Here is a 20,221-nt window from a genome sequence, read left to right on the forward strand (position 1 = left end):
ATTTTTTTATGCGCCGGTTCCTACTACTTCAACTCGTTCAACCGTTTCCATACGGTTTAATGTGCTTAACAAGTCCTTCATATCTCCTTGAAGCATGTTTGTTTCGATCGTTAATGTAATATGTGCACGTCCCTGCAACGGAATCGTCTGATTGATCGTTAAAACGTTGCACCCTTGGGAAGCAACAACTGTTAACAGGCTCGACAGGGCACCAGATCTGTCTTCTAAGTGAATGGAAAGTGTAATAATTTTTTCTTTTACCATCGTATGAAACGGAAAGATTCCATCACGGTATTTATAAAATGCACTTCGGCTCAAGCCAACTTTTTCTGCGGCTTCTGCGACTGTTTTAACTTTTCCTCGATCTAAGAGAGACTTTGCTTCCAGCGCTTTTTGCATAGATTCAGACAAAACATCTTCTCTTACCATATAATATTGCTGGTCATTTTTCATTTGGCTTTCCTCCGGTGACTTTCTTACCTTTATTATAATAGGATTGGCTTCCTATGTCTATCTCACACGGACATTTGTATAAAATAAAGACAGCCTACACGATAGGCTGCCTTCTTTTAATCGATAAATTCAAACTCATATTTGAGGATTCGAACAACATCGCCATGCTCTGCTCCACGGTCACGTAACGCTTGGTCTACTCCAAGAGTACGCATCTGTCTTGCAAAACGCTTTGTTGCTTCTTCTCGAGAAAAGTCTGTCATCTTAAACAGCTTTTCAATCTTTGGACCATTGATAACAAAAATACCTGCTGGATCACGAGTAATATAGAAACCAGCATCTTCTTTTTCATGCTTATATAGCACCCTTTGCTGTTCTCCACCATCATCATGAATCAGTGGGAACTCAGGCGTAACCTCTAGAGTATCAGCTGTTGTGAAAAGGACTTCTCTGATACCTTGACGAGAAATCGCAGAAATTGGGAATACTTTTACGTCTTCTCCCACTTTCTCTTTGAAGATCTCAAGGTTTTCTTCAGCACCTGGAATGTCCATTTTGTTAGCTAAAACTATTTGAGGACGCTCCATTAATCGCATGTTGTACTGATTAAGCTCATCGTTGATTTTTACGAAATCATCATAAGGATCTCGCCCTTCCATTCCAGACATATCGATAACATGAAGAATAACACGTGTTCGTTCAATATGTCTTAAGAATTGATGACCGAGTCCAACACCTTCGTGAGCACCTTCGATCAAACCTGGAAGGTCAGCCATTACAAAGCTTCTTCCATCTTCAACCGCAACAACACCTAAGTTAGGAGTGATCGTTGTAAAATGGTATTCAGCAATTTTTGGCTTAGCTGCTGAAACGATCGATAAGAAAGTTGATTTCCCTACACTCGGAAACCCTACTAAACCTACGTCAGCTAAGACTTTCAATTCTAATGTTACTTCTCGTTCTTCGCCTGGTTCACCGTTCTCGGCAATCTCCGGAGCTGGGTTTGCTGGAGTAGCAAAACGTGTGTTTCCACGGCCGCCTCGACCGCCTTTAGCGATGATCGCTCGCTGCTGATGATGAACGAGATCAGCAATCGTTTCTCCTGTATTAGCATCTGTCACAACAGTACCAGGAGGAACTTTAACAATCATATCGTTCGCTTTTTTTCCATGCATGCCCTTAGACATACCATGTTCACCTCGAGGGGCTTTAAAATGACGGTTGTAACGAAAGTCCATAAGCGTTCGTAATCCTTCTTCAACTTCAAAGATTACGTTTGCTCCTTTTCCTCCGTCACCACCAGCAGGACCACCGTCTGGAACGTATTTTTCACGGCGAAATGCAACCATTCCGTTTCCGCCGTCACCTGCTTTTAAATAAATCTTGACCTGATCGACAAACATTTAAATTCTCCTCCTTCCATTAGGAAGTTAACTGAATATCAAAATAACACTTATTTTCCTGATTATAGCTTTCGATGAGTAACATGCTTTTATGTGTTGAAAAAATATTTCTCAATACTTCATACGTATCCTTCTCATCTGTTAGCATCCCTTGAAAGGTATAACAAACTCGAAGAGCTGCAGGATCAAATGTAACAGTAAGTGAGTATTCATCATAACCCGAAATGGAATTATTCAACACATCACATACTTCTTTCGTCGTATGTAACAATTCCTTTTCAAATAAGCTGAAATCCCCGCTTTCACCATTTACTTTTCCATACAATTTCACCGGATGCTTCAACCAGTTATATGTTAATAAGTACTCCGATAAATTCGGGGTTTTCAGGTTAGAGATTCTTGATTCTTCCCGTGATAGTTCAATAACTTCATTCATAATCTCTTTTGCCCGCTCTGTGCGGCCAAGTGATAGGTTTGCTTTAATAAGCTGTAGCTGGTTAAGCCAGTCATGCCTGGCGTGGCGCAAAAGATCGACAGTTGTCCATTTGTTTGACATCATCGCACTCCTAGCCTTTCCTTTTAATAGGGCTATACCTCACACCAACAAATTTAGCGCAGTACTTAATACACTAACAAAGCAAAGAAAAAACTCTAACCAATCTGGTTAGAGTTTTCATCTCCCTCTTACGCTTCTTGCGCGATTGGGTAAACACTTACCTTTTTGCGGTCACGGCCATAACGTTCGAAACGTACAACTCCGTCTACCTTAGCAAATAGTGTGTCATCTCCGCCTTTACCTACGTTTGTACCAGGATAGATCTTAGTACCACGTTGACGGTAAAGAATTGAACCACCAGAAACGAATTGTCCATCAGCACGCTTAGCGCCTAGACGCTTAGACTGTGAGTCACGACCATTCTTTGTGCTACCTACCCCTTTTTTAGAGGCAAAGTATTGAAGGTTTAATTTAAGCATTCGTTGCACCTCCTTCATGTTCAGTCAATTTTATATACTCGCTGTATCCTTCTTCAATTGAAGCAAGGGATACAACCATGCCTTCCAAAAGCCACTGTGTTTTTTGATGTATAGAATCATTAAGATTTCCCGGTACGTTTAACGTTAGAAAACCACCATCTTCATGAGTAGTCACTTCTGGCTCATAGCCGCAAAGTTTTTCTATCGCATTGATCGTACCGAACGACACCGCTGTAGCTGCTGCACAAACCAAGTCTTGGCCATGTGGAGCATAATCAGCATGTCCTTCCATCGTAAACGAAAGTATGTCTTGATCTTTGTTCCTGTATATAGAAACTAGAATCATGAGAATTACCCGTTAATTTTTTCAATCACAACTTTTGTGTATGGTTGACGGTGTCCTTGCTTACGGCGGTAGTTCTTCTTCGCCTTAAACTTGTAGACAACCACTTTTTCGCCACGGCCATGTTTTTCAACTGTTGCCGTAACTGTAGCACCTTCAACTAAAGGAGCTCCTACTTTCAAGCTATCTCCACCTACCATCAATACATCCTCGAATGTTACTGACGCTCCAGCTTCAACATCTAGTTTTTCAACATAGATTGCTTGACCTTCTTCAACTCGAACTTGCTTACCACCAGTTTGAATAATTGCGTACATCAACGTGCACCTCCTCTTATACTCAGACTCGCCATCCCAGGTGTATATAAAATACTTAAAACCTGGTCTGTGCGGTTGGAGCGGGTGCTCCAAACACTAACGAAAAAAGGATACCATGTTTGGCACCCTCATGTCAATGTGTATCTTTCAACATCCTGCTTCTTATTTCATCTATTTTTCCTGATTGTCTGACTGACATTTCCCGGTTTGACGAACCGCTAGATACGATCACAGAAATCTCATGCTGTTTTTCAAGATGCTTCAGCTTTTCAGGGTTTTTCTTCAGCCATTCAGAAAAGTGGCTTGGCACTTCCATCCATAAGGCGTCATGATCTTCGTATGTGTATTCTTTCATTATACGATCCATCTCATAATAAAAGGTTTCAGGCCGCAGTATATATCCATCCATCATATGGCGATCGATCTTTGTAGCAAGAGTCTCAAGTAATGAAGGTCTTTCTTTTTTTCTAGTCATCTCAAACAAACCCATTTTCGTAAAGCCATGCAAAATCATGGTAGCAGAATCTTTCTTTAAAGCTTCACGCATAATTTTGTGGACTTGTTCTTTGTCTTCGTTTGATTGCATCGTAATAAAGTCAATGACGATCATGCCGGCAATATTACGCAGTCGAAGCTGTTTCATAATTTCTATTGCAGCGATCTTATTCGTTTCAACTACAGTCTTCAATCGATCCTTTTTTCCAGTGTACTTACCGGTATTTACATCAATCGCCGTTAAAGCTTCAGTCACATTAAAATATAGTGAAGACCCGTTCTTCAACCATACAAGTGGTGAAAGTGTTTTTTCGATATCCGTTTCAATTCCTAGCTTACGAAAGAGTGGTTCTTTTTCATTATATAGTGTAACGGAAAGTGGATTTTGAAAAGACGCAGCATACTCTTTGACTTGATGATACGTATTATAGTCATCCACTAAAATTTCTTCGACGTGGGGATTGAGCCATCTCTCCAAAAGTGGATAGAAAAAATATGGTTGTACAATAAGAGCAGGTGCCTTTTTGGTATCAAAGGTTTTTTGCACTTCATTTAACTGTCTTCTCAGGCTCTCAAGCTCTTGATTCATTTCTACTTCAGGAAATTCTTCGCAACCCGTTCGAATGATCAATCCTTCGTTGCTATTTATGACAGAATCTCCCCAGTCCTGCAGCTTTGCGCGATGAGATTCTTTTATTTTTTTTGATATTCCAATGTGAGGTGTGAAAGGAAAATAAACGAGAAGATGTCCTGTAAACGAGATGAGGGCTGTTAATTTGGCACCTTTATCTCCAGTCTCTTCTTTAACGACTTGTACAAGGATCGATTCCCCTTCTTTTATAAGGTTTGAAATGGATACTTTCTTTTGTTCTTCACCAGGAAGCTGTTGAAAAGCAGGCAGATCATCTTTATGAAGAAAGCCATTCTTGCTCGTTCCAATATCTACAAACACCGCTTGCATACCTGGTAAAACCTTTTGTACTTTTCCTTTATAGATGTTTCCTGTTGACGGACTTTTTGTTGGTCTATGAACTGCGCATTCAACCAGCTTTTCATTCTCCAATAAAGCCGTTCGTTTTTCCATTCCTATCGCATTGATTACTACACGCTGCATCGTTCCATTCACATCTCCCTGTTTTTCGCTCTGTATCTATTCTAACGAAAAACTTTACCGATTGCACACTCAGGAGAATGATTATAAAAATAAGCTTCTAAAAGTTGCTTCTCATTGATTGTTGTAGGATTAATGTTCTTGATGACGATAGAATGCGAAACTCCTTTTACTAAGTGATGGGTGACTTTTGAGAGTGACCATGTTGGCGGAACGATAAGCGTACGGGTATCATTAACGTTTGATTGCTGTAATCTGTTCAGCAAGAATCGTATGAATACATAATGTCTGCTGCGCCATTCTAGAATATGAGCTAACCCTAAGAAAAGGCAGATTACCCAAAGGTTTAAGTGTGATGGCTGTAATGAAATCTGCCAAACACTACAAATTAGTAACAATACTCCAGAACCTATTAAAAACTTCTGCTGCGCATCCCTGTATGGAACCCATTTCGAGACAAACGCAAATAGCACTTTCCCACCATCAAGTGGCCATATCGGAAGAAGATTAAACAAGAAAAGCGTTAGATTCAAAAGAAAAAACCAATAGAAATCAACAGCAGAGATGATGTTTGACAGACTTAAGACATAAGCGGCGCCCGTGAGCCAAATGTGCTGAAGCGGACCTAGAACAGCCACCCATACCTCCTCATGAAATGGACGTGTTCCATGTTCTTCAACTACTGCCGCTCCTCCAAAAGGAAGAAGATCTATTCTTGAAACTCTCCAATTAAAAAGACGGGCACCAGCAAAATGACCCATCTCATGAATTAGAACTACGAAAAACCAAACGATGATCTCCCTGAAGTGCCCTGTATAGACTGCACCAAAAATGACAACCCAGAAGGCGGGATTGATCTTTATTTTTCGTATGAATTCGATTATTAAATTAATCAATATCAATCACCTTACTAGGATCAATAAAGCTTTTATCTTTTTTTATCGCAAAATAAAATGTACCCGACTTGCCATCCTTGCTCTCTGACACTTTACCTAATCGCGTTCCGCTCTCTACGTAATTGTATAGTTTGATGGACTTATCAATTTCCTTAAGATCTCCATACCACGATTCTTGTTCATCTGCGTGTTGAATAATTACCGTATATCCGTGATCTTCCTTTTTCCCAGCATACACGATGTAACCACTTTTCGCTGTTTCAACATCTTCTTCTTTACCCGTTTCAATAACAATTCCTTTGCCGTTTGTACTAAACGTCTCGTACACTTTACCATCTGCAGGAACAGCAAATACTTCACTGACTTCTTCTGTTTTCTTCTCTTTCTGTAACTTATCTTTTGGGAACAAAGCCAGCGGTTTCCCAAATTTATCTTCATACCAATCTTTTGCAGCCGCAAACTGAAACTCTTCTTGATAGACGTGTTTGACAAACTTTTGTGCCTGTACGGTATGGTCATTATTATTCTTAAATGCGATTCCTACTATTAAGAATAAGATAATGGAAAACATGATCTGCATTAACATAGCATGACGGTTGAATAGAGGATGAGATTTTTCCGGTACGTCCCTGGATGGAATAACCGAGCTACTACTTTCTTTTGAACTGCCGTTCTTAGAAATGTTACCGTACTTCTTTCGGATTTCATCTGCTCTATTTTTCATAACCGTTCCTCCATTTTTCTCATATATGTACATCCTATGACTTGTCCGTTGGAGATATGAGTAAATGGTTTGATGATTTTAGAGCATGAAAATTATGTCGTTTTAGTAAGTTGTTGATTTACGCTCCAGGTTGCGCGCTTTCCATGGGGCGACCGGTGAGCCTCCTGCCGCTACGCGCCGTTAGGAGTCTCCACCTGACCGCTCGTCCCATAGGAGTCGGCAACCTTCCGCTCCAATCAACTTGCATATGTTGCAAAAGAAGAAATCCAAAAGCTCCATATACATCTAGATTGGAGTGAATGGTGCAACACTACCTTACAAGCCACTGACAGAGCATGCAACGAGAAAGCTCTTTCTTGTAAGTTGCTCCTTGCACACCTAAGCGTAAGGTTGCCTCGTTCAAGAACAAAGCCTGCTGGTTATACCTTTGTTAAAACATCTTTGGAAAGTTGGAGTGTAAGGTGCGAGACTCCTGCGGGACGAGCGGTCAGGTGAGACACTTAGAGGCGCAAAGCGGCAAGTGGCTCACCGGTCGCCCCGCGGAAAGCGAGCATCCTGGAACGGAAATCAATCCCTTTCAAATCCTCAGAGTAAGAGCTCAAAAAAAGCATCAGCTAGAAGCCGATGCTTATTTCATACCTAATAATGTCTTGATCTTTCCAAAGAAACCTTTGTCTTCTTCTAAAGATAGAAGTGGAACAGACTCACCTAAAATTCTTCTTGCGATATTACGGTACGCGATTGAAGCCTTCGAGTCAGGCTGCAACGCAACGGGTTCACCTTTGTTCGCAGCTTTGATTACGTTCTCATCGTCGATCACGACTCCAAGAAGTTCGATGGAAAGTACCGAGACGATCTCATCAACATCTAACATATCACCGTTTTTAGCAAGATGATTACGAAGACGATTCACAATAAGTTTAGGCGGTTCCATATCCTCTTGTTCTAAAAGCCCGATAATGCGGTCAGCATCACGCATAGAAGCAGTTTCAGGGTTCGTTACAACAATTGATTTATCTGCGCCTGCGATGGCATTCTTGAAACCTTGTTCAATACCTGCAGGGCAGTCAATAATCACATAATCATAATCTTGCTTTAATTCCTGAACGATCTTTTTCACTTGTTCAGGGGTAATGGAAGATTTATCTTTTGTTTGAGCTGCTGGGAGCAGGTACAAACACTCAAAGCGCTTATCTTTTATTAAAGCCTGTTTAAGCTTGCAGCGTTCTTCTGCTACATCAACAAGATCATAGATGATGCGATTCTCAAGTCCCATCAATACATCTAAGTTTCTCAACCCGATATCTGTATCTACAAGACAAACTTTTTTTCCAGAAAGAGCTAGAGCAGTACCTAAATTGGCAGAAGTCGTCGTTTTACCGACTCCACCTTTCCCAGACGTTATGACTATCGCTTCTCCCATGCTTCATTCCCCTTTCTATAGCAAACTGTTCAGTTTCGGTCTTAATCGATGAACAGCACTGATTCGATCAATACGAATCTGTTTTTCTTCATTGGATATGTAAGCAAACTCCATCTCATTTCCTAGTTCGGGATAAGAGTCTGGCGCTCTATTAATATGGTGAGCAATCCTGAGTTGAGAAGGTTTCATTACGGATGCTGCAATGATCGCTTCTTCGTTGCCTTTCGTGCCGCAGTGAGCGATTCCTTTTAGCGAACCAAGAATATAAATGTTTCCTGTTGCCATAACTGTTGCCCCAGGATTAACATCGCCGATCAGAAGCAGGTCTCCTTGAATATCAAGCACCTGACCTGATCTGACGACTTTTGAAACGGTTACTACTTGAGCATCTTTTCTCATCTCTTCGGCTTCAGCTTTTGTGATAACCTCTGACTCAATATGATCTAAGTTAAGATTTTCTTTTTGTTTAAGAACTTCCATTAATTTCTCTTTTTGTTCAGCTGTCAAATAACGATTCCCTGCTTTTACTTTAACGGATATGACAGGGCCATTTAACATCTGGCTGCTTCCGGCGGTTAACTTATCATTAAGCTCCTCGACTAATAGATCGAAGGAACACTTATCATCCAACAATAAAACGAGGCCGTCTTTTGTTCCTTTAATTGTAACGCTGTGCTGGAGTTTTTGTACCATTGCCATTGTTCACCTCAACGTACTAACATTCGACAGCTAGGTCTAAATTCCTCTTTGCAGAAGTTAGTTTTCTTTTAGAGTATCCTTTATTTGGTTCAACTGCTTTACAAACGGATAATAAATGAGTATCGCAAAGAAACCGTTTAAGATGAGGGTAGGCAACAATCTTTTATACAGGAATACATCTAACATCTGAGTACTGATCCCGATAAGACTGTTCAAACCATATACAAAAAACTCTAAAATGGAAACCCCTACTACGGACAGAAGCAAAGTCACGATCAAGTTCCCAAATAAATATCTTGAAAAAATTGATGTAATGTATGCTGTAGCAGCCATTGAAAACAAATACACACCAATGATGTCTGTATACAAAAGGTCAGTGAGCAGACCGAAAGCAAGACCATACAAAAGTCCGTATGTCGTGTTTACATATATGGCAACAAACAAGATTAATACCATTGAAAAACGAGGAACCAGCTGCCAATCCATACTATTATCCTGAGGCAAGAAAGCTTGTACTAAAGAGCTTTCACTTATAAAAGCTAAATAGATAAGAAAAGGAAGAAAGACTTTTTTCATCATTCTTCCTCCTTTTCTCTTAAACTTTCATCCACTGCAGGCATTTCACGTTCAAGCACCATCACATGATCAATATCATAAAGATCTGCTGAAGGCTTTAAATAAGCCGTTTGTGTTAAGCCCACTTCATCTGGTTCGATATCAATAACTTCTCCGATGAGCAGGTTGGGCGGAAAGACATCTCCAAGACCAGAAGTAATGACCTTTTGGCCTTTCTTGATCTTTGCATCTACAGGTATCTTTTTAAACACTAACGCCTGTTTTTTTGCATCATAACCTTCAATTGTTCCAAAGATGTTCTTCTCACCTTGAACGATGGCAGAGAAACGATTCGTACGATCATTATCACTGATCAACTGAACCGTTGATTGGAACAAGGACACATTAGTCACTTTTCCAATAAACCCTTGCGGTGAAATGACTGCCATCTTTGGTTTAATACCATCTTTTTCCCCTTTATTAATGTAGATAAATTGGTTCCATTGGTCAGGGGAACGGCCGATCACAGTCGCTTCTCTCACTTTAAAATCGGTGAGATCTTCTTCTTTGTCTAATTGTGCTTTAAGTGTTTCGTTTGTTTTTTTAGCTTCCTCATACTGTACATAAAGTTTTGCGTACTCATCTAACCTAGCTTTTAACATTTGATTCTCTTTGTAGAGCTGCTTCATTTCAGCTAAATTCTCAAAGAAACCCGCTAGTGTATTAGCGGGTTTATAGAAAATCGTTTGTGTTAGTCCTGCAGAATCTTTTAAAAACTGTTCAGGTAAGGTTAGGCTTTCCCTTTTTTTCATCGAAAAACCAATCAGAGCTACTAGAATAATAATACTGACTAGTAGAATGATAAGGCGTTTATTCGAAAAAAAATGTGGCATGAAAATACACCTACTTACTTGGATTTAGATCTAGAAGTTATACCAGCCTTGGATTTAAAAAGGTGCAGGTTTTCAAGCGCACGGCCAGTCCCAACTGCTACACAATCCAACGCGTTCTCAGCCACGATAACAGGCATCTTCGTCTCTTCACTGATTACTTTATCCAAGTTTCTTAATAAAGCACCTCCACCTGTTAGAACAATACCACGATCCATAATATCAGCAGCAAGTTCAGGTGGTGTTTTCTCAAGAGTTACTTTAACAGCATCCATGATGCTATTAACAGTATCACGCAACGCACTGGAAACTTCTTCCGCCGTAATCGTAATCGTTTTTGGAAGACCTGTCAACAAATCTCTACCGCGGATGTCCATATCCTCGATACCATCAGGCGCACCAGCTGAACCTACTTCTAGTTTAAGTGTTTCAGCAGTTCTTTCACCGATCATAAGATTGTAAGTCTTTTTAATGTAAGCGATGATTGCGTCATCCATTTCATCTCCAGCAATTCGGATAGACTGGCTTGTAACGATTCCACCTAGTGAAATAATTGCAACTTCAGTCGTACCTCCACCGATATCAACGACCATGCTTCCTGTTGGCTCCCATACAGGAAGATCTGCACCAATTGCAGCAGCAAAAGGTTCTTCGATCGTATATGCTTCACGAGCTCCCGCTTGTTTAGTCGCATCTTCTACCGCACGTTTTTCAACTGCAGTAATTCCTGATGGTACGCAGACCATCACATATGGTTTACGTGCGAAAACAGAGCGGTTTTTTTGGGCTTGCTGAATAAAATATTTCATCATTGTAGCTGTTGTTTCAAAATCAGCAATAACTCCATCTTTCATTGGTCGTACGGCAACGATATTACCTGGAGTACGTCCAATCATATTCTTTGCAGCATTACCTACTGCTTCAATTGAACCTGTGTCAGTACGCAAAGCAACAACGGAAGGTTCACGCACAACAACACCCTTGCCCTTCACGTAAACAAGTGTGTTTGCAGTTCCTAAATCAATTCCTAAATCTCTTGAAAATCCACCAAACATTTATGTAGACTCCTTTCATCAAGCAAAACTCATAAGTTTGATTATACGCTAAAAAAGAAACAAAAGACAATGTTAAACATATCCTTTTTCTTTTAAACTTACGTATCTTTGATCACCGATTATAATGTGATCTAACACTTCAATTCCCAACATCTTTCCGCACTCTACTAATCTTTTTGTTACTTCAATATCTTCCCTGCTTGGAGCAGGATCACCGCTAGGATGATTATGAAAGCAGATGATTGAAGCACTAGAACGTTTAAAGCCTTCTTTAAATACTTCTCGCGGATGTACAATAGAGGTATTCAGACTTCCTATAAATACTGTTTTTTTATAAAGCACTTGATTTTTAGTGTTTAAATACAAACAAACGAAGTGTTCTTGCTGTAAAAAACGCAGTTCATCCATCAGATATCTAGCCCCATCTTCAGGTGAACGTATCGTGTACCTTTCTTCAAACTGAAGACGGCTGATACGCTTTCCAAGCTCCATAGCAGCCATCAGTTCCACTGCTTTTGCAGATCCTATACCGTTGATCTCTTTCAATTCACCAATTGTTGCTTCTTTTAGCTGCCTTAATCCTTCAAATTGCTGAATGATATGATGGGCAAGCTGGATAGCCGACATTTGCTTCGTACCCGTTCTTAAAAGAATAGCTAACAATTCATAGTTGGAGAGCGCTTCAGGACCATCATTTAAAAGTCTTTCTCGCGGCCTCTCCTGTAATGGGTAATCTTTTATCATAAGCGGCTTCGTTACCACTTACGTCCCCCCTATTATTCAGTCTTCGTGACTGACTCGGTGAATGAAAATCCGAAATCTTTTAGTGACCGAACCACCTTAGAGATCGGTAATCCTACAACATTGAAGTAATCACCATCAATTTTCTCAACTAATAGCGATCCAGACCCTTGGATTCCATAACTGCCAGCTTTATCAAATGGTTCACCGGTGTTTAAATACCAATCAATCGTATTTTCATCTAGAGTGTAGAAAGTAACACTTGTCTTAACTGAGAAAATCACTTTTTTTGTTTGATCTATTAAACAGACTCCCGTGTAAACTTCATGTGTTTGACCAGAGAGCATCCTTAACATTTCGGCAGCTTCAATCCGATCCTTCGGTTTGCCAAGACGATTATTCTGATAAGATACAATTGTATCTGCACCTAAGACCACACAATCTGGTTTTTGAGTAAAAATATCAGCAGCTTTCTGTTCAGCCAGTGATTCAACCAATTGACTTGGAGTAAGGGAAAGATCCATTTTTTCTTCAAGTGTACTTGGATACGTTTCAAATGGAAGAAGCGTTAATGACAGAAGTTCATATCTTCGAGGTGAAGCAGAGGCTAATATGAGGCGTTTCATGTAATCACCTTTCATCTAATTCATTGGTGTAAAGTTACGTACAGATTTACAATAGCAAACTTGTTAAAATTAGACAAATTACGCCGAAAAACATACTTCTATTAGTTTTTCGGTTCTTTACCGGATTTTATGTGGGCAAATGACAAAATTCATTGACGAATTCCGACAAAATTCTTAAAAGCTATCAATCAACACATTTTGTTTTACACAATTACACTCAAACTTGTCGGACACTAAAAAAGGTATGACTCAAGAATCGAGCCATACCTTTTTTAGTTTCTTCATTTTTTACTTTAATGTTGCAAGAAGCTTCGTATAAGACTGCAGGCTATCCATTACTTTTTGCTGAAAAGCCCAGTTCAGTTCTCCCTTTTTTGAATCCTTTAACGCTAGAAAAGCGCCTTCAAGCTGCTTTTCAAAATCTGATGCTGCTTTCGTTGTACTTTCACTCCACTTTCCTTTTTGCCCTTTTCCATACTCTTTCCACTTATTAAAATCACTAAGTGTCCTATCAAGACCAGAGCCACTTGCTTCTGGCATCTGAGAGAGGGTGAGTGTATTTTGAAGCAGAATCTGACCATTCGTAAAATAGGTTTCATCTAACTTTGTCGGTGTTTTCAATTGATCAAAAGAAAACGAGAGTGATTTAAAAAGCGGCTTATCCATTTCTTTTTGGTAAGCATCATTAAATTTATCTAATTGATGCTTCTCATTACCAATACCCACAATTACAGAATACTTCTCTTCCGATTTGAAAATAACTGCTGAAAACCCTTTTTCTTCTATTGATTTCACAACTCCTTCAGCTCGATCTTTTGATGAGAAGACACCCGCTTGCAGTGCCGAGAAATCTAATTTTATCGGCCTTATCGTTACAGATTTGCCAGTATCAGCTGCTTTTTCTGTATGAACCGTTGGAGCCTCTGTCACTTTATCTCCAGTTTCCGTGATATCTGAAGAGAATACCGTTAAGACTAATACCCCCAATATGGTTCCCGTAACGATAGCCCCCATTATTGCTGCAACAATTTGCTTAGGAAAGCCTTTCCCATTGTTGGGAACAAGGAAGCTTGTCCTCTTGTTCAGCACATGTCCGTTCTTTCTTTTGAAAAAGTTTTCACGTTTCTTGAGAGAAGTTGCCAGGATTGTATATCCTCCTCTGTTCACTTCCTCGATGGCAGCAGCAACCTCATCATTATGAACGGGTTGCTCGTTAACAGGTGTTTGATCTTCACTATAGTTCGTTTCTTTACCATTGATTAAGATGGATATCTCTTGTTTCATATCATCCGCTCCTCTCTATCATCTACTAAAACATATGCTTTTATCGATTTAATAGAACAAGAAAAAGGTAGGAACATAAAAAAATCTAGGGGTAATACTCCCTAGATTCTTTAACCGATATAAGCGGCAACTTTATTTCTTCCTTGTTGTTTTGCGCCTGTATACATGGCGCGATCTGCGTTTCGTACTAATGTGAGTGCATCTTCTCCTTGATGAGGAGCGGTTGCAACACCGATGCTTGCTGTTATGTAGATGGTATGTCTGCATTGATCGGTGAGGTCATTATGTATATCAAATCCTTGATCTGAAATAACAGAACGCAGTTGTTCAGCTACTTGGATGCCCGCTCTGTCTCCTGATTCAGGCAGCAAGATAATAAATTCTTCTCCACCATACCTTGCGACCGTTCCTCGATCACCAATAAATTCTTCTAGCCTTCTAGCCAAGAGGATCAATACTTCATTCCCGCTTTGGTGACCATATGTATCATTTACTTTTTTGAAGTGATCGATATCCAATAAGATGATCGAGAACTGCTTTCTAAAATATTCATAGTTTTGATACATTTCGGTGAGAATGTTCTCGAAATATCTGTAATTATATAAACCTGTTAAAGAACATTGTTCACTTTTTAACTTTGTGGATTCGTAGTTTCTTGCATTATCGATCGCTACTGCTAAATAGTTTGCTAAGATCTCCAGGATGATCAAGTGATGCTTTTGAAAAGCGTGTTTTTCTTTTGAAGCAAAAGTGATAATACCTACAATCTTTTGATTTCTGATCATCGGAACGGAGAGTACAGAATGTGCTTTTCCTTGAAAGAAAACGTCTGATATCTGTCTCCATGGCTTCAATTTGCTATAACGGATACTCTTACCTGTCGACCATACTCTTCCACTGATCGCTTCATGTTTTTTTATAGGAACTGTGGTGAGAATTCCTTCTTCACTTTCATATTGCCGAATGATTTTTAGATGTTCTCCTGCATCAGCATCATAAATGAAAGCAAAATCAACATTCATAAAACCAATTAGTCTTTCTATAAAAACATCTAGTATATGGTTCACTTTTAAATGTTCAGAAAGCTGCTGTCCGATTTCACTCGCTTTTTGAAGAGCATCGTTAATCTGTTGACTAACATGATAGAGGTTTATAATGATAGATAATGAAAGAAATGGTAGACCCACATAGAAGATTCCAGGGCGCCCCAGTTGAGAATATAGAACATATAACATGAGACCTACAGGAATAGCTAGAACTTCAGATACGAAGTCCCAAACTGCATCACGCTCAAAAAAAGCAACATCTTCTTCGTATAGCACTTTTACGATGTAGTATAGACCAACGTGATTTAAGACTAACCCCGTTAATACATAAGCGACAACAGGGATCAGATTAATAGATTCGTCTCCTGCAAACGGTCCCACTTCACCTCCTAAGAGATGAAAGACAGTGCTTTCGCAGATGATTAACCAAGAAAACATGAGGGTGTTCGCCATATATCTGTAATATTCTTTTATAACATGAACTTTTAATGAGATGAACATCGCGAATAAAGACAAGAGTGTTACATATAAGGCAACTGTTAGTCCAAAATATAAGAAAACGGCTAGATTGATTCCAGACATGAAAGAGATGTTCGTATTCATTACTTTGATCGGGAAACAAGAAACAACGATCGCTAAAAAGCTTATAATACCAAGATCGATTACATTGATATCAGGCTGATTACTCGTCATCTGGACAGCCGTCCAAATCGCGAGCGGGAATAAGAAAATCCAAGCCACTGTAAGAATTATACGTTTGTTTCGATTTGCCATTCGAGACGCCATTACCTTATCCCCCTTTCCTATAATGAAGGTTTAAAATACACATCTTTTTTACTAGGACAAATTCATTATCTTTTATTTTATCAAAAGTTCTAAAAATTACAATAAATGTTATTCCGAATTCTGAAATGTTTTTCTGATTTCTGAAATAAAGTATAACGATCCTGTAATAACGAGAACATCATCTTCCTGTAATTGATCTTTTATATGCTGTAATGCCTCACTCCAAGAAGAGATGCTATATGAATTTTCCAGGGGGCTTTCTCTCAATAATTGTTCTGCAGATGCTGCTCTTGGAAAATCAAAGGTCGTAAAGCACGCTTCGTAAACGACACTGACTAAGTCCTGCAACATCGTTGCATACGCCTTATCCTCTAATGCCGCAAACAAAAGAAAGATTCGCTTTTCTCCGTAATGATTGTTCAGAGTTTGTTTAAGAGCTGCAACACCTTGTTCGTTATGAGCTCCGTCAATGATTATATCGGGTGAATGTGATACTTTTTCAAATCTTCCAGCCCAATTTGCTTTACGAAGTCCATCCGTTATCGTAGAGAGCGAAACGTCATATCTATGAGCTCTTGTTAAGAACATAACAGCTGCAACCGCTAATCCTGCATTCTTGATCTGGTGCGTTCCCATCATAGAAATTTCAAGTTCCACACTTCTTTTATTTTCCGTATCTGTATAGATAAATTTTTCACCACTATCTGTACTTTCAATATGCTCAATAGAAAAATCACGATCAATGAAGTAGTTCTCTGCATTCACTTCTTTCGCTTTCAGTTGGATGACTTCACGTGCTTCAGTTTGGTCGGCTGTTGTAATAACGGGTACATCCTGCTTGATGATCCCGGCCTTTTGAAAGGCTATCTCTTTAAGCGTTTCACCGAGTATGCCCATATGATCAAACCCTATATTGGTGATGAGGCTTAGAATAGGCGTTATCACGTTAGTAGAATCGTATAGACCGCCAAGGCCTGTTTCGTACACAACGATATCAGGTTGTTTATCAGCGAAGTAAAGCAGTGAAATGACGGTAATCACTTCAAACTCAGTAGGGCTACCTAAATCCGTTATAGCAGCTTCTTCAACGAGCGGTTTTACAATTCTTGCATAATGAAGCAACTCTTCATCCGAAATAGGTATTCTGTTCAGCGATACTCTCTCATTGAAGGAAATAAGATAAGGAGATGTAAATGTACCTACCGAATAGCCCGCTTCATTCATGATGCTTCTTATATATTCTACAGTCGATCCCTTACCGTTCGTCCCAGCAATATGTATACACGTTATCTTCTTTTCAGGATTTCCAGTTCGTTCTAAAAGCCATTCCACTCGTTTCAGTCCTGGTTTTATACCAAATTTTAATAAGCTATGAATCCACTCTAATGCTTCTCGATATGTATCCATGTTAATTCCGCCTTTCTTTAATCATAAAGAAGGCGAATCCCTGCTGAAATAAGGATTCGCCTCATATAGATGATGTGTTAGCTTTGAAGTTCTTTAATACGTGCTAATACGTTATCATATTTTTCTTGATAATCCGCTTCTTTTGCACGCTCTTCTTCTATAACCTTTTCAGGCGCCTTCTTCATAAAGCCTTCATTGCTTAATTTTTTCTGAACGCGCTCTACTTCTTTCGCGTATTTTTCTGCTTCTTTTTCAAGCCTCTTAATTTCTTCATCAATATTTAACAACCCTTCAAGTGGAAGGTACATTTCTAAACCTGTTAAAATCGTGCTCATGCTCTTCTCAGGTGCTGAGATCTCATCTGAGATGATAAGTTCACCAGGGTTACAGAAACGAACTAAATAGTGACGGTTTGATTCAAGAGCTGTAAGGATTTCTTTATTTTTTGGTTTGATCTGCAGTTCGATCGGCTTACTAGGTGCAACGTTCATTTCAGAACGAATGTTACGAACTGAACGGATCACTTCAGTAATCAGCGCAAATTCTTTTGCTGCTTCAGGGAAATGAAGATCTTCGCGCTTTTCTGGCCAAGCAGAAATCGTGATCGATTCACCTTTATGAGGCAAGTGCTGCCAGATTTCTTCTGTAATAAACGGCATGAAAGGATGAAGCAATCTTAACGTTTGGTCTAACACGTGAGCTAGAACAGAACGAGTTGTTTTCTTCGCTTCTTCGTCTTCCCCATAGAGTGGAAGTTTCGCCATTTCAATGTACCAATCACATAGGTCATCCCAGATAAAGTTATAGAGCAGGCGTCCCACTTCACCGAATTCGTAAGCATCGATCAAACGTGTGATACCTTCTGTCGTCTCATTTAATCGAGTCAGAATCCATTGATCTGCTAACGATTTTTTTCCGCTTAGATCAATCTCATCGTATTGCATGCCATCCATGTTCATCAATGCGAAACGTGATGCGTTCCAGATCTTATTAGCAAAGTTCCAAGTAGACTCTACTTTTTCCCAATAAAAACGAAGATCGTTTCCTGGTGAACTTCCTGTAGATAAGAAGAAACGTAATGCATCCGCTCCATACTTCTCGATAACATCCATCGGGTCAACACCATTGCCGAGTGATTTACTCATCTTTCTTCCTTCGGAGTCACGAACGAGACCGTGAATCAGTACATCATTAAACGGCTTTTGTTCCGTAAACTCGATCGATTGGAAGACCATTCTTGAAACCCAGAACGTAATGATATCGTAACCTGTTACTAGTACGTTTCCTGGGAAGTAGCGCTTGTAATCAGCCGCTTCCTCATCAGGCCAACCCATCGTTGAGAACGGCCACAGAGCAGATGAGAACCACGTGTCTAGAACATCTGTATCCTGCTCCCAATTTTCCGGATCTTTCGGTTCTGTCTTGCCAACATAGATCTCTCCCGTTTCTTTGTGGAACCATGCAGGGATTCGGTGACCCCACCAAAGTTGGCGAGAGATACACCAGTCACGAATGTTTTCTATCCAACGCATATACGTGTTCTCGAAGCGATCAGGAACAAAGTTGATCTTATCTTCACCTTTTTGAAGCTTGATCGCTTCATCTGCTAACGGCTGCATCTTAACAAACCACTGTGTAGAAAGATATGGTTCAACGACTGCTCCACTACGTTCAGAGTGACCAACAGAATGAATATGCTCTTCGATCTTGAACAGTACGCCTTGCTCCTGAAGATCTTTAACGATCTGCTTTCGACACTCAAAACGGTCTAGTCCTTGGTAAGCACCAGCATTGTCGTTCATCTGACCGCCTTCATCCATTACAAGGATACGCTCAAGGTTGTGTCTGTTTCCGATCTCAAAATCATTCGGATCATGCGCAGGTGTAATTTTTACAGCTCCTGAACCAAATTCCATATCAACATAATCATCTCCAACAATTTCGATCTCACGTCCAACGATTGGCAGGATCGCTTTCTTGCCGATTAAATGTTGATAACGCTCATCTTTCGGATGTACAGCGATCGCTGTATCACCAAGCATCGTCTCAGGACGAGTTGTAGCTACTTCTATATGTCCAGACCCATCAGCTAATGGATACTTCATATGATAGAACGCACCTTGAACATCTTGATGGATAACTTCAATATCAGAAAGAGCAGTTTTCGTCTTCGGATCCCAGTTGATGATATACTCACCGCGGTAGATCAAGCCTTTTTCATAAAGCGTAACGAAAACTTCTTTAACAGCTTCAGACAATCCTTCATCTAATGTAAAGCGTTCACGAGAATAATCTAAACCGAGTCCTAGTTTGGCCCATTGCTTACGAATGAACTCTGCATACTCTTCTTTCCATTCCCATGACTTCTCTAGAAATTTCTCACGTCCTAAGTCATATCGAGAAATCCCTTCTTCACGAAGCTTTCCTTCAACTTTCGCTTGTGTCGCAATACCCGCATGGTCCATTCCAGGCAGCCATAGAACATCGTATCCTTGCATACGTTTTGTTCGAGTTAAGATATCCTGGAGAGTTGTATCCCATGCATGGCCGAGATGCAGTTTCCCTGTTACGTTAGGAGGTGGGATTACAATCGTATACGGCTGTTTCCCTTCTTCACTCTTTGCTTCAAAAAATTTGCCTTTTAACCAAAAGTCATAACGATTTTCTTCTGTAGCCTTCGGATCATATTTCGTTGGCATCGTCAGTTCTTTCTGTTCGTTCGTCATTCTTTTCTCCTCCTTTATTTCTATACGCTCTTTTCTAAAGGTTGTTGCTTTAAATTCCTGCTACCTTTGACAGTTGATTGGAGTGGAAGGACAGGTGAGAGCCTTATACGTGAAACGTACGAATGTGGCTCACCGCCTGCCCCGTGGAAAGCGAGCAGCCTGTGACGGAAATCAACACTTTCTAAGCAACTAAGTTTACGAAAACAGCCTTTCTAAAAAACAAAAAGCCCTCTCGTCAAAAAGGACGAAAGGACTCCGCGGTACCA

20 protein-coding genes and 2 other annotated features (1 of these 22 cut by a window edge) are annotated in these 20,221 nt (G+C 40.0%); all 20 genes read right to left on the reverse strand.

Features of this window, described 5'->3' with window-relative positions:
* Nucleotides 1-6 precede the first annotated feature (6 nt).
* Entirely contained in the window at nt 7-453 is a 447-nt protein-coding gene (locus ACNJYY_RS14805) for an ACT domain-containing protein (protein ID WP_137788756.1), read from the reverse strand.
* A 116-nt stretch (nt 454-569) separates the two neighbouring features.
* Nucleotides 570-1,856, reverse strand: a complete 1,287-nt coding sequence (gene obgE, locus ACNJYY_RS14810) for a GTPase ObgE (protein WP_416729086.1) — start codon at nt 1,854-1,856, stop codon at nt 570-572.
* A gap of 19 nt (nt 1,857-1,875) precedes the next feature.
* Complete coding sequence (locus tag ACNJYY_RS14815) at nt 1,876-2,412, reverse strand: Spo0B domain-containing protein (protein WP_416729087.1); 537 nt, start codon at nt 2,410-2,412, stop codon at nt 1,876-1,878.
* 128 nt (nt 2,413-2,540) lie between these two features.
* A complete protein-coding gene (gene rpmA, locus ACNJYY_RS14820) occupies nt 2,541-2,831 on the reverse strand; it encodes a 50S ribosomal protein L27 (protein ID WP_066239506.1) in 291 nt (96 codons plus the stop codon).
* Nucleotides 2,824-3,177 (reverse strand): ribosomal-processing cysteine protease Prp, encoded by a 354-nt coding sequence (locus ACNJYY_RS14825; protein ID WP_416729088.1) that lies wholly within the window; start codon nt 3,175-3,177, stop codon nt 2,824-2,826. Before ACNJYY_RS14825 ends, rpmA begins: the two co-directional genes overlap by 8 nt.
* Before the next feature lie 5 nt (nt 3,178-3,182).
* Nucleotides 3,183-3,491, reverse strand: coding sequence for a 50S ribosomal protein L21 (gene rplU / locus ACNJYY_RS14830; RefSeq protein ID WP_066396525.1), 309 nt, complete (start codon nt 3,489-3,491; stop codon nt 3,183-3,185).
* A gap of 14 nt (nt 3,492-3,505) precedes the next feature.
* Nucleotides 3,506-3,578: a sequence feature (ribosomal protein L21 leader region), on the reverse strand.
* Between the two features lie 46 nt (nt 3,579-3,624).
* The gene (locus ACNJYY_RS14835; RefSeq protein ID WP_416729089.1) at nt 3,625-5,112 is read right to left on the reverse strand and encodes an Rne/Rng family ribonuclease; all 1,488 of its coding nucleotides are present in this window, start codon (nt 5,110-5,112) and stop codon (nt 3,625-3,627) included.
* A gap of 29 nt (nt 5,113-5,141) precedes the next feature.
* Entirely contained in the window at nt 5,142-5,993 is an 852-nt protein-coding gene (locus ACNJYY_RS14840) for a site-2 protease family protein (protein WP_416729090.1), read from the reverse strand.
* Nucleotides 5,986-6,717, reverse strand: coding sequence for a peptidoglycan DD-metalloendopeptidase family protein (locus ACNJYY_RS14845; protein WP_416729091.1), 732 nt, complete (start codon nt 6,715-6,717; stop codon nt 5,986-5,988). Before ACNJYY_RS14845 ends, ACNJYY_RS14840 begins: the two co-directional genes overlap by 8 nt.
* 628 nt (nt 6,718-7,345) lie before the next feature.
* Nucleotides 7,346-8,140 carry a septum site-determining protein MinD gene (gene minD, locus ACNJYY_RS14850; RefSeq protein ID WP_066396533.1) on the reverse strand — a complete coding sequence of 265 codons (795 nt, stop codon included), beginning with the start codon at nt 8,138-8,140 and terminating at the stop codon, nt 7,346-7,348.
* 15 nt (nt 8,141-8,155) lie between these two features.
* A complete protein-coding gene (gene minC / locus ACNJYY_RS14855; protein WP_416729092.1) occupies nt 8,156-8,833 on the reverse strand; it encodes a septum site-determining protein MinC in 678 nt (225 codons plus the stop codon).
* A 63-nt stretch (nt 8,834-8,896) separates the two neighbouring features.
* Nucleotides 8,897-9,418, reverse strand: a complete 522-nt coding sequence (gene mreD / locus ACNJYY_RS14860) for a rod shape-determining protein MreD (protein WP_144698800.1) — start codon at nt 9,416-9,418, stop codon at nt 8,897-8,899.
* Entirely contained in the window at nt 9,415-10,287 is an 873-nt protein-coding gene (mreC, locus tag ACNJYY_RS14865) for a rod shape-determining protein MreC (RefSeq protein ID WP_066396538.1), read from the reverse strand. The genes mreD and mreC overlap by 4 nt, the downstream gene beginning before the upstream one ends.
* 14 nt (nt 10,288-10,301) lie before the next feature.
* Complete coding sequence (locus ACNJYY_RS14870) at nt 10,302-11,339, reverse strand: rod shape-determining protein (RefSeq protein ID WP_137788747.1); 1,038 nt, start codon at nt 11,337-11,339, stop codon at nt 10,302-10,304.
* A 72-nt stretch (nt 11,340-11,411) separates the two neighbouring features.
* Nucleotides 11,412-12,083: a RadC family protein gene (gene radC, locus ACNJYY_RS14875; protein WP_416731886.1), complete on the reverse strand. Its 672-nt coding sequence runs from the start codon at nt 12,081-12,083 to the stop codon at nt 11,412-11,414.
* Between the two features lie 32 nt (nt 12,084-12,115).
* Nucleotides 12,116-12,706 (reverse strand): Maf family protein, encoded by a 591-nt coding sequence (locus tag ACNJYY_RS14880; RefSeq protein WP_416729093.1) that lies wholly within the window; start codon nt 12,704-12,706, stop codon nt 12,116-12,118.
* Nucleotides 12,707-12,994: 288 nt separating this feature from the next.
* A complete protein-coding gene (locus ACNJYY_RS14885) occupies nt 12,995-13,990 on the reverse strand; it encodes a hypothetical protein (protein WP_416729094.1) in 996 nt (331 codons plus the stop codon).
* 110 nt (nt 13,991-14,100) lie between these two features.
* A complete protein-coding gene (locus ACNJYY_RS14890; RefSeq protein ID WP_416729095.1) occupies nt 14,101-15,822 on the reverse strand; it encodes a diguanylate cyclase in 1,722 nt (573 codons plus the stop codon).
* A gap of 108 nt (nt 15,823-15,930) precedes the next feature.
* Entirely contained in the window at nt 15,931-17,229 is a 1,299-nt protein-coding gene (locus ACNJYY_RS14895) for a bifunctional folylpolyglutamate synthase/dihydrofolate synthase (protein WP_416729096.1), read from the reverse strand.
* 77 nt (nt 17,230-17,306) lie between these two features.
* On the reverse strand, nt 17,307-19,955 hold the full coding sequence (locus ACNJYY_RS14900) for a valine--tRNA ligase (RefSeq protein ID WP_416729097.1): 2,649 nt from the start codon (nt 19,953-19,955) through the stop codon (nt 17,307-17,309).
* Between the two features lie 237 nt (nt 19,956-20,192).
* Nucleotides 20,193-20,221, reverse strand: a binding site (T-box leader); it runs 194 nt beyond the window's last position.

The sequence above is a fragment of the Fictibacillus tiangongensis genome, assembly GCF_048083785.1.
Lineage (GTDB): Bacteria > Bacillota > Bacilli > Bacillales > Fictibacillaceae > Fictibacillus.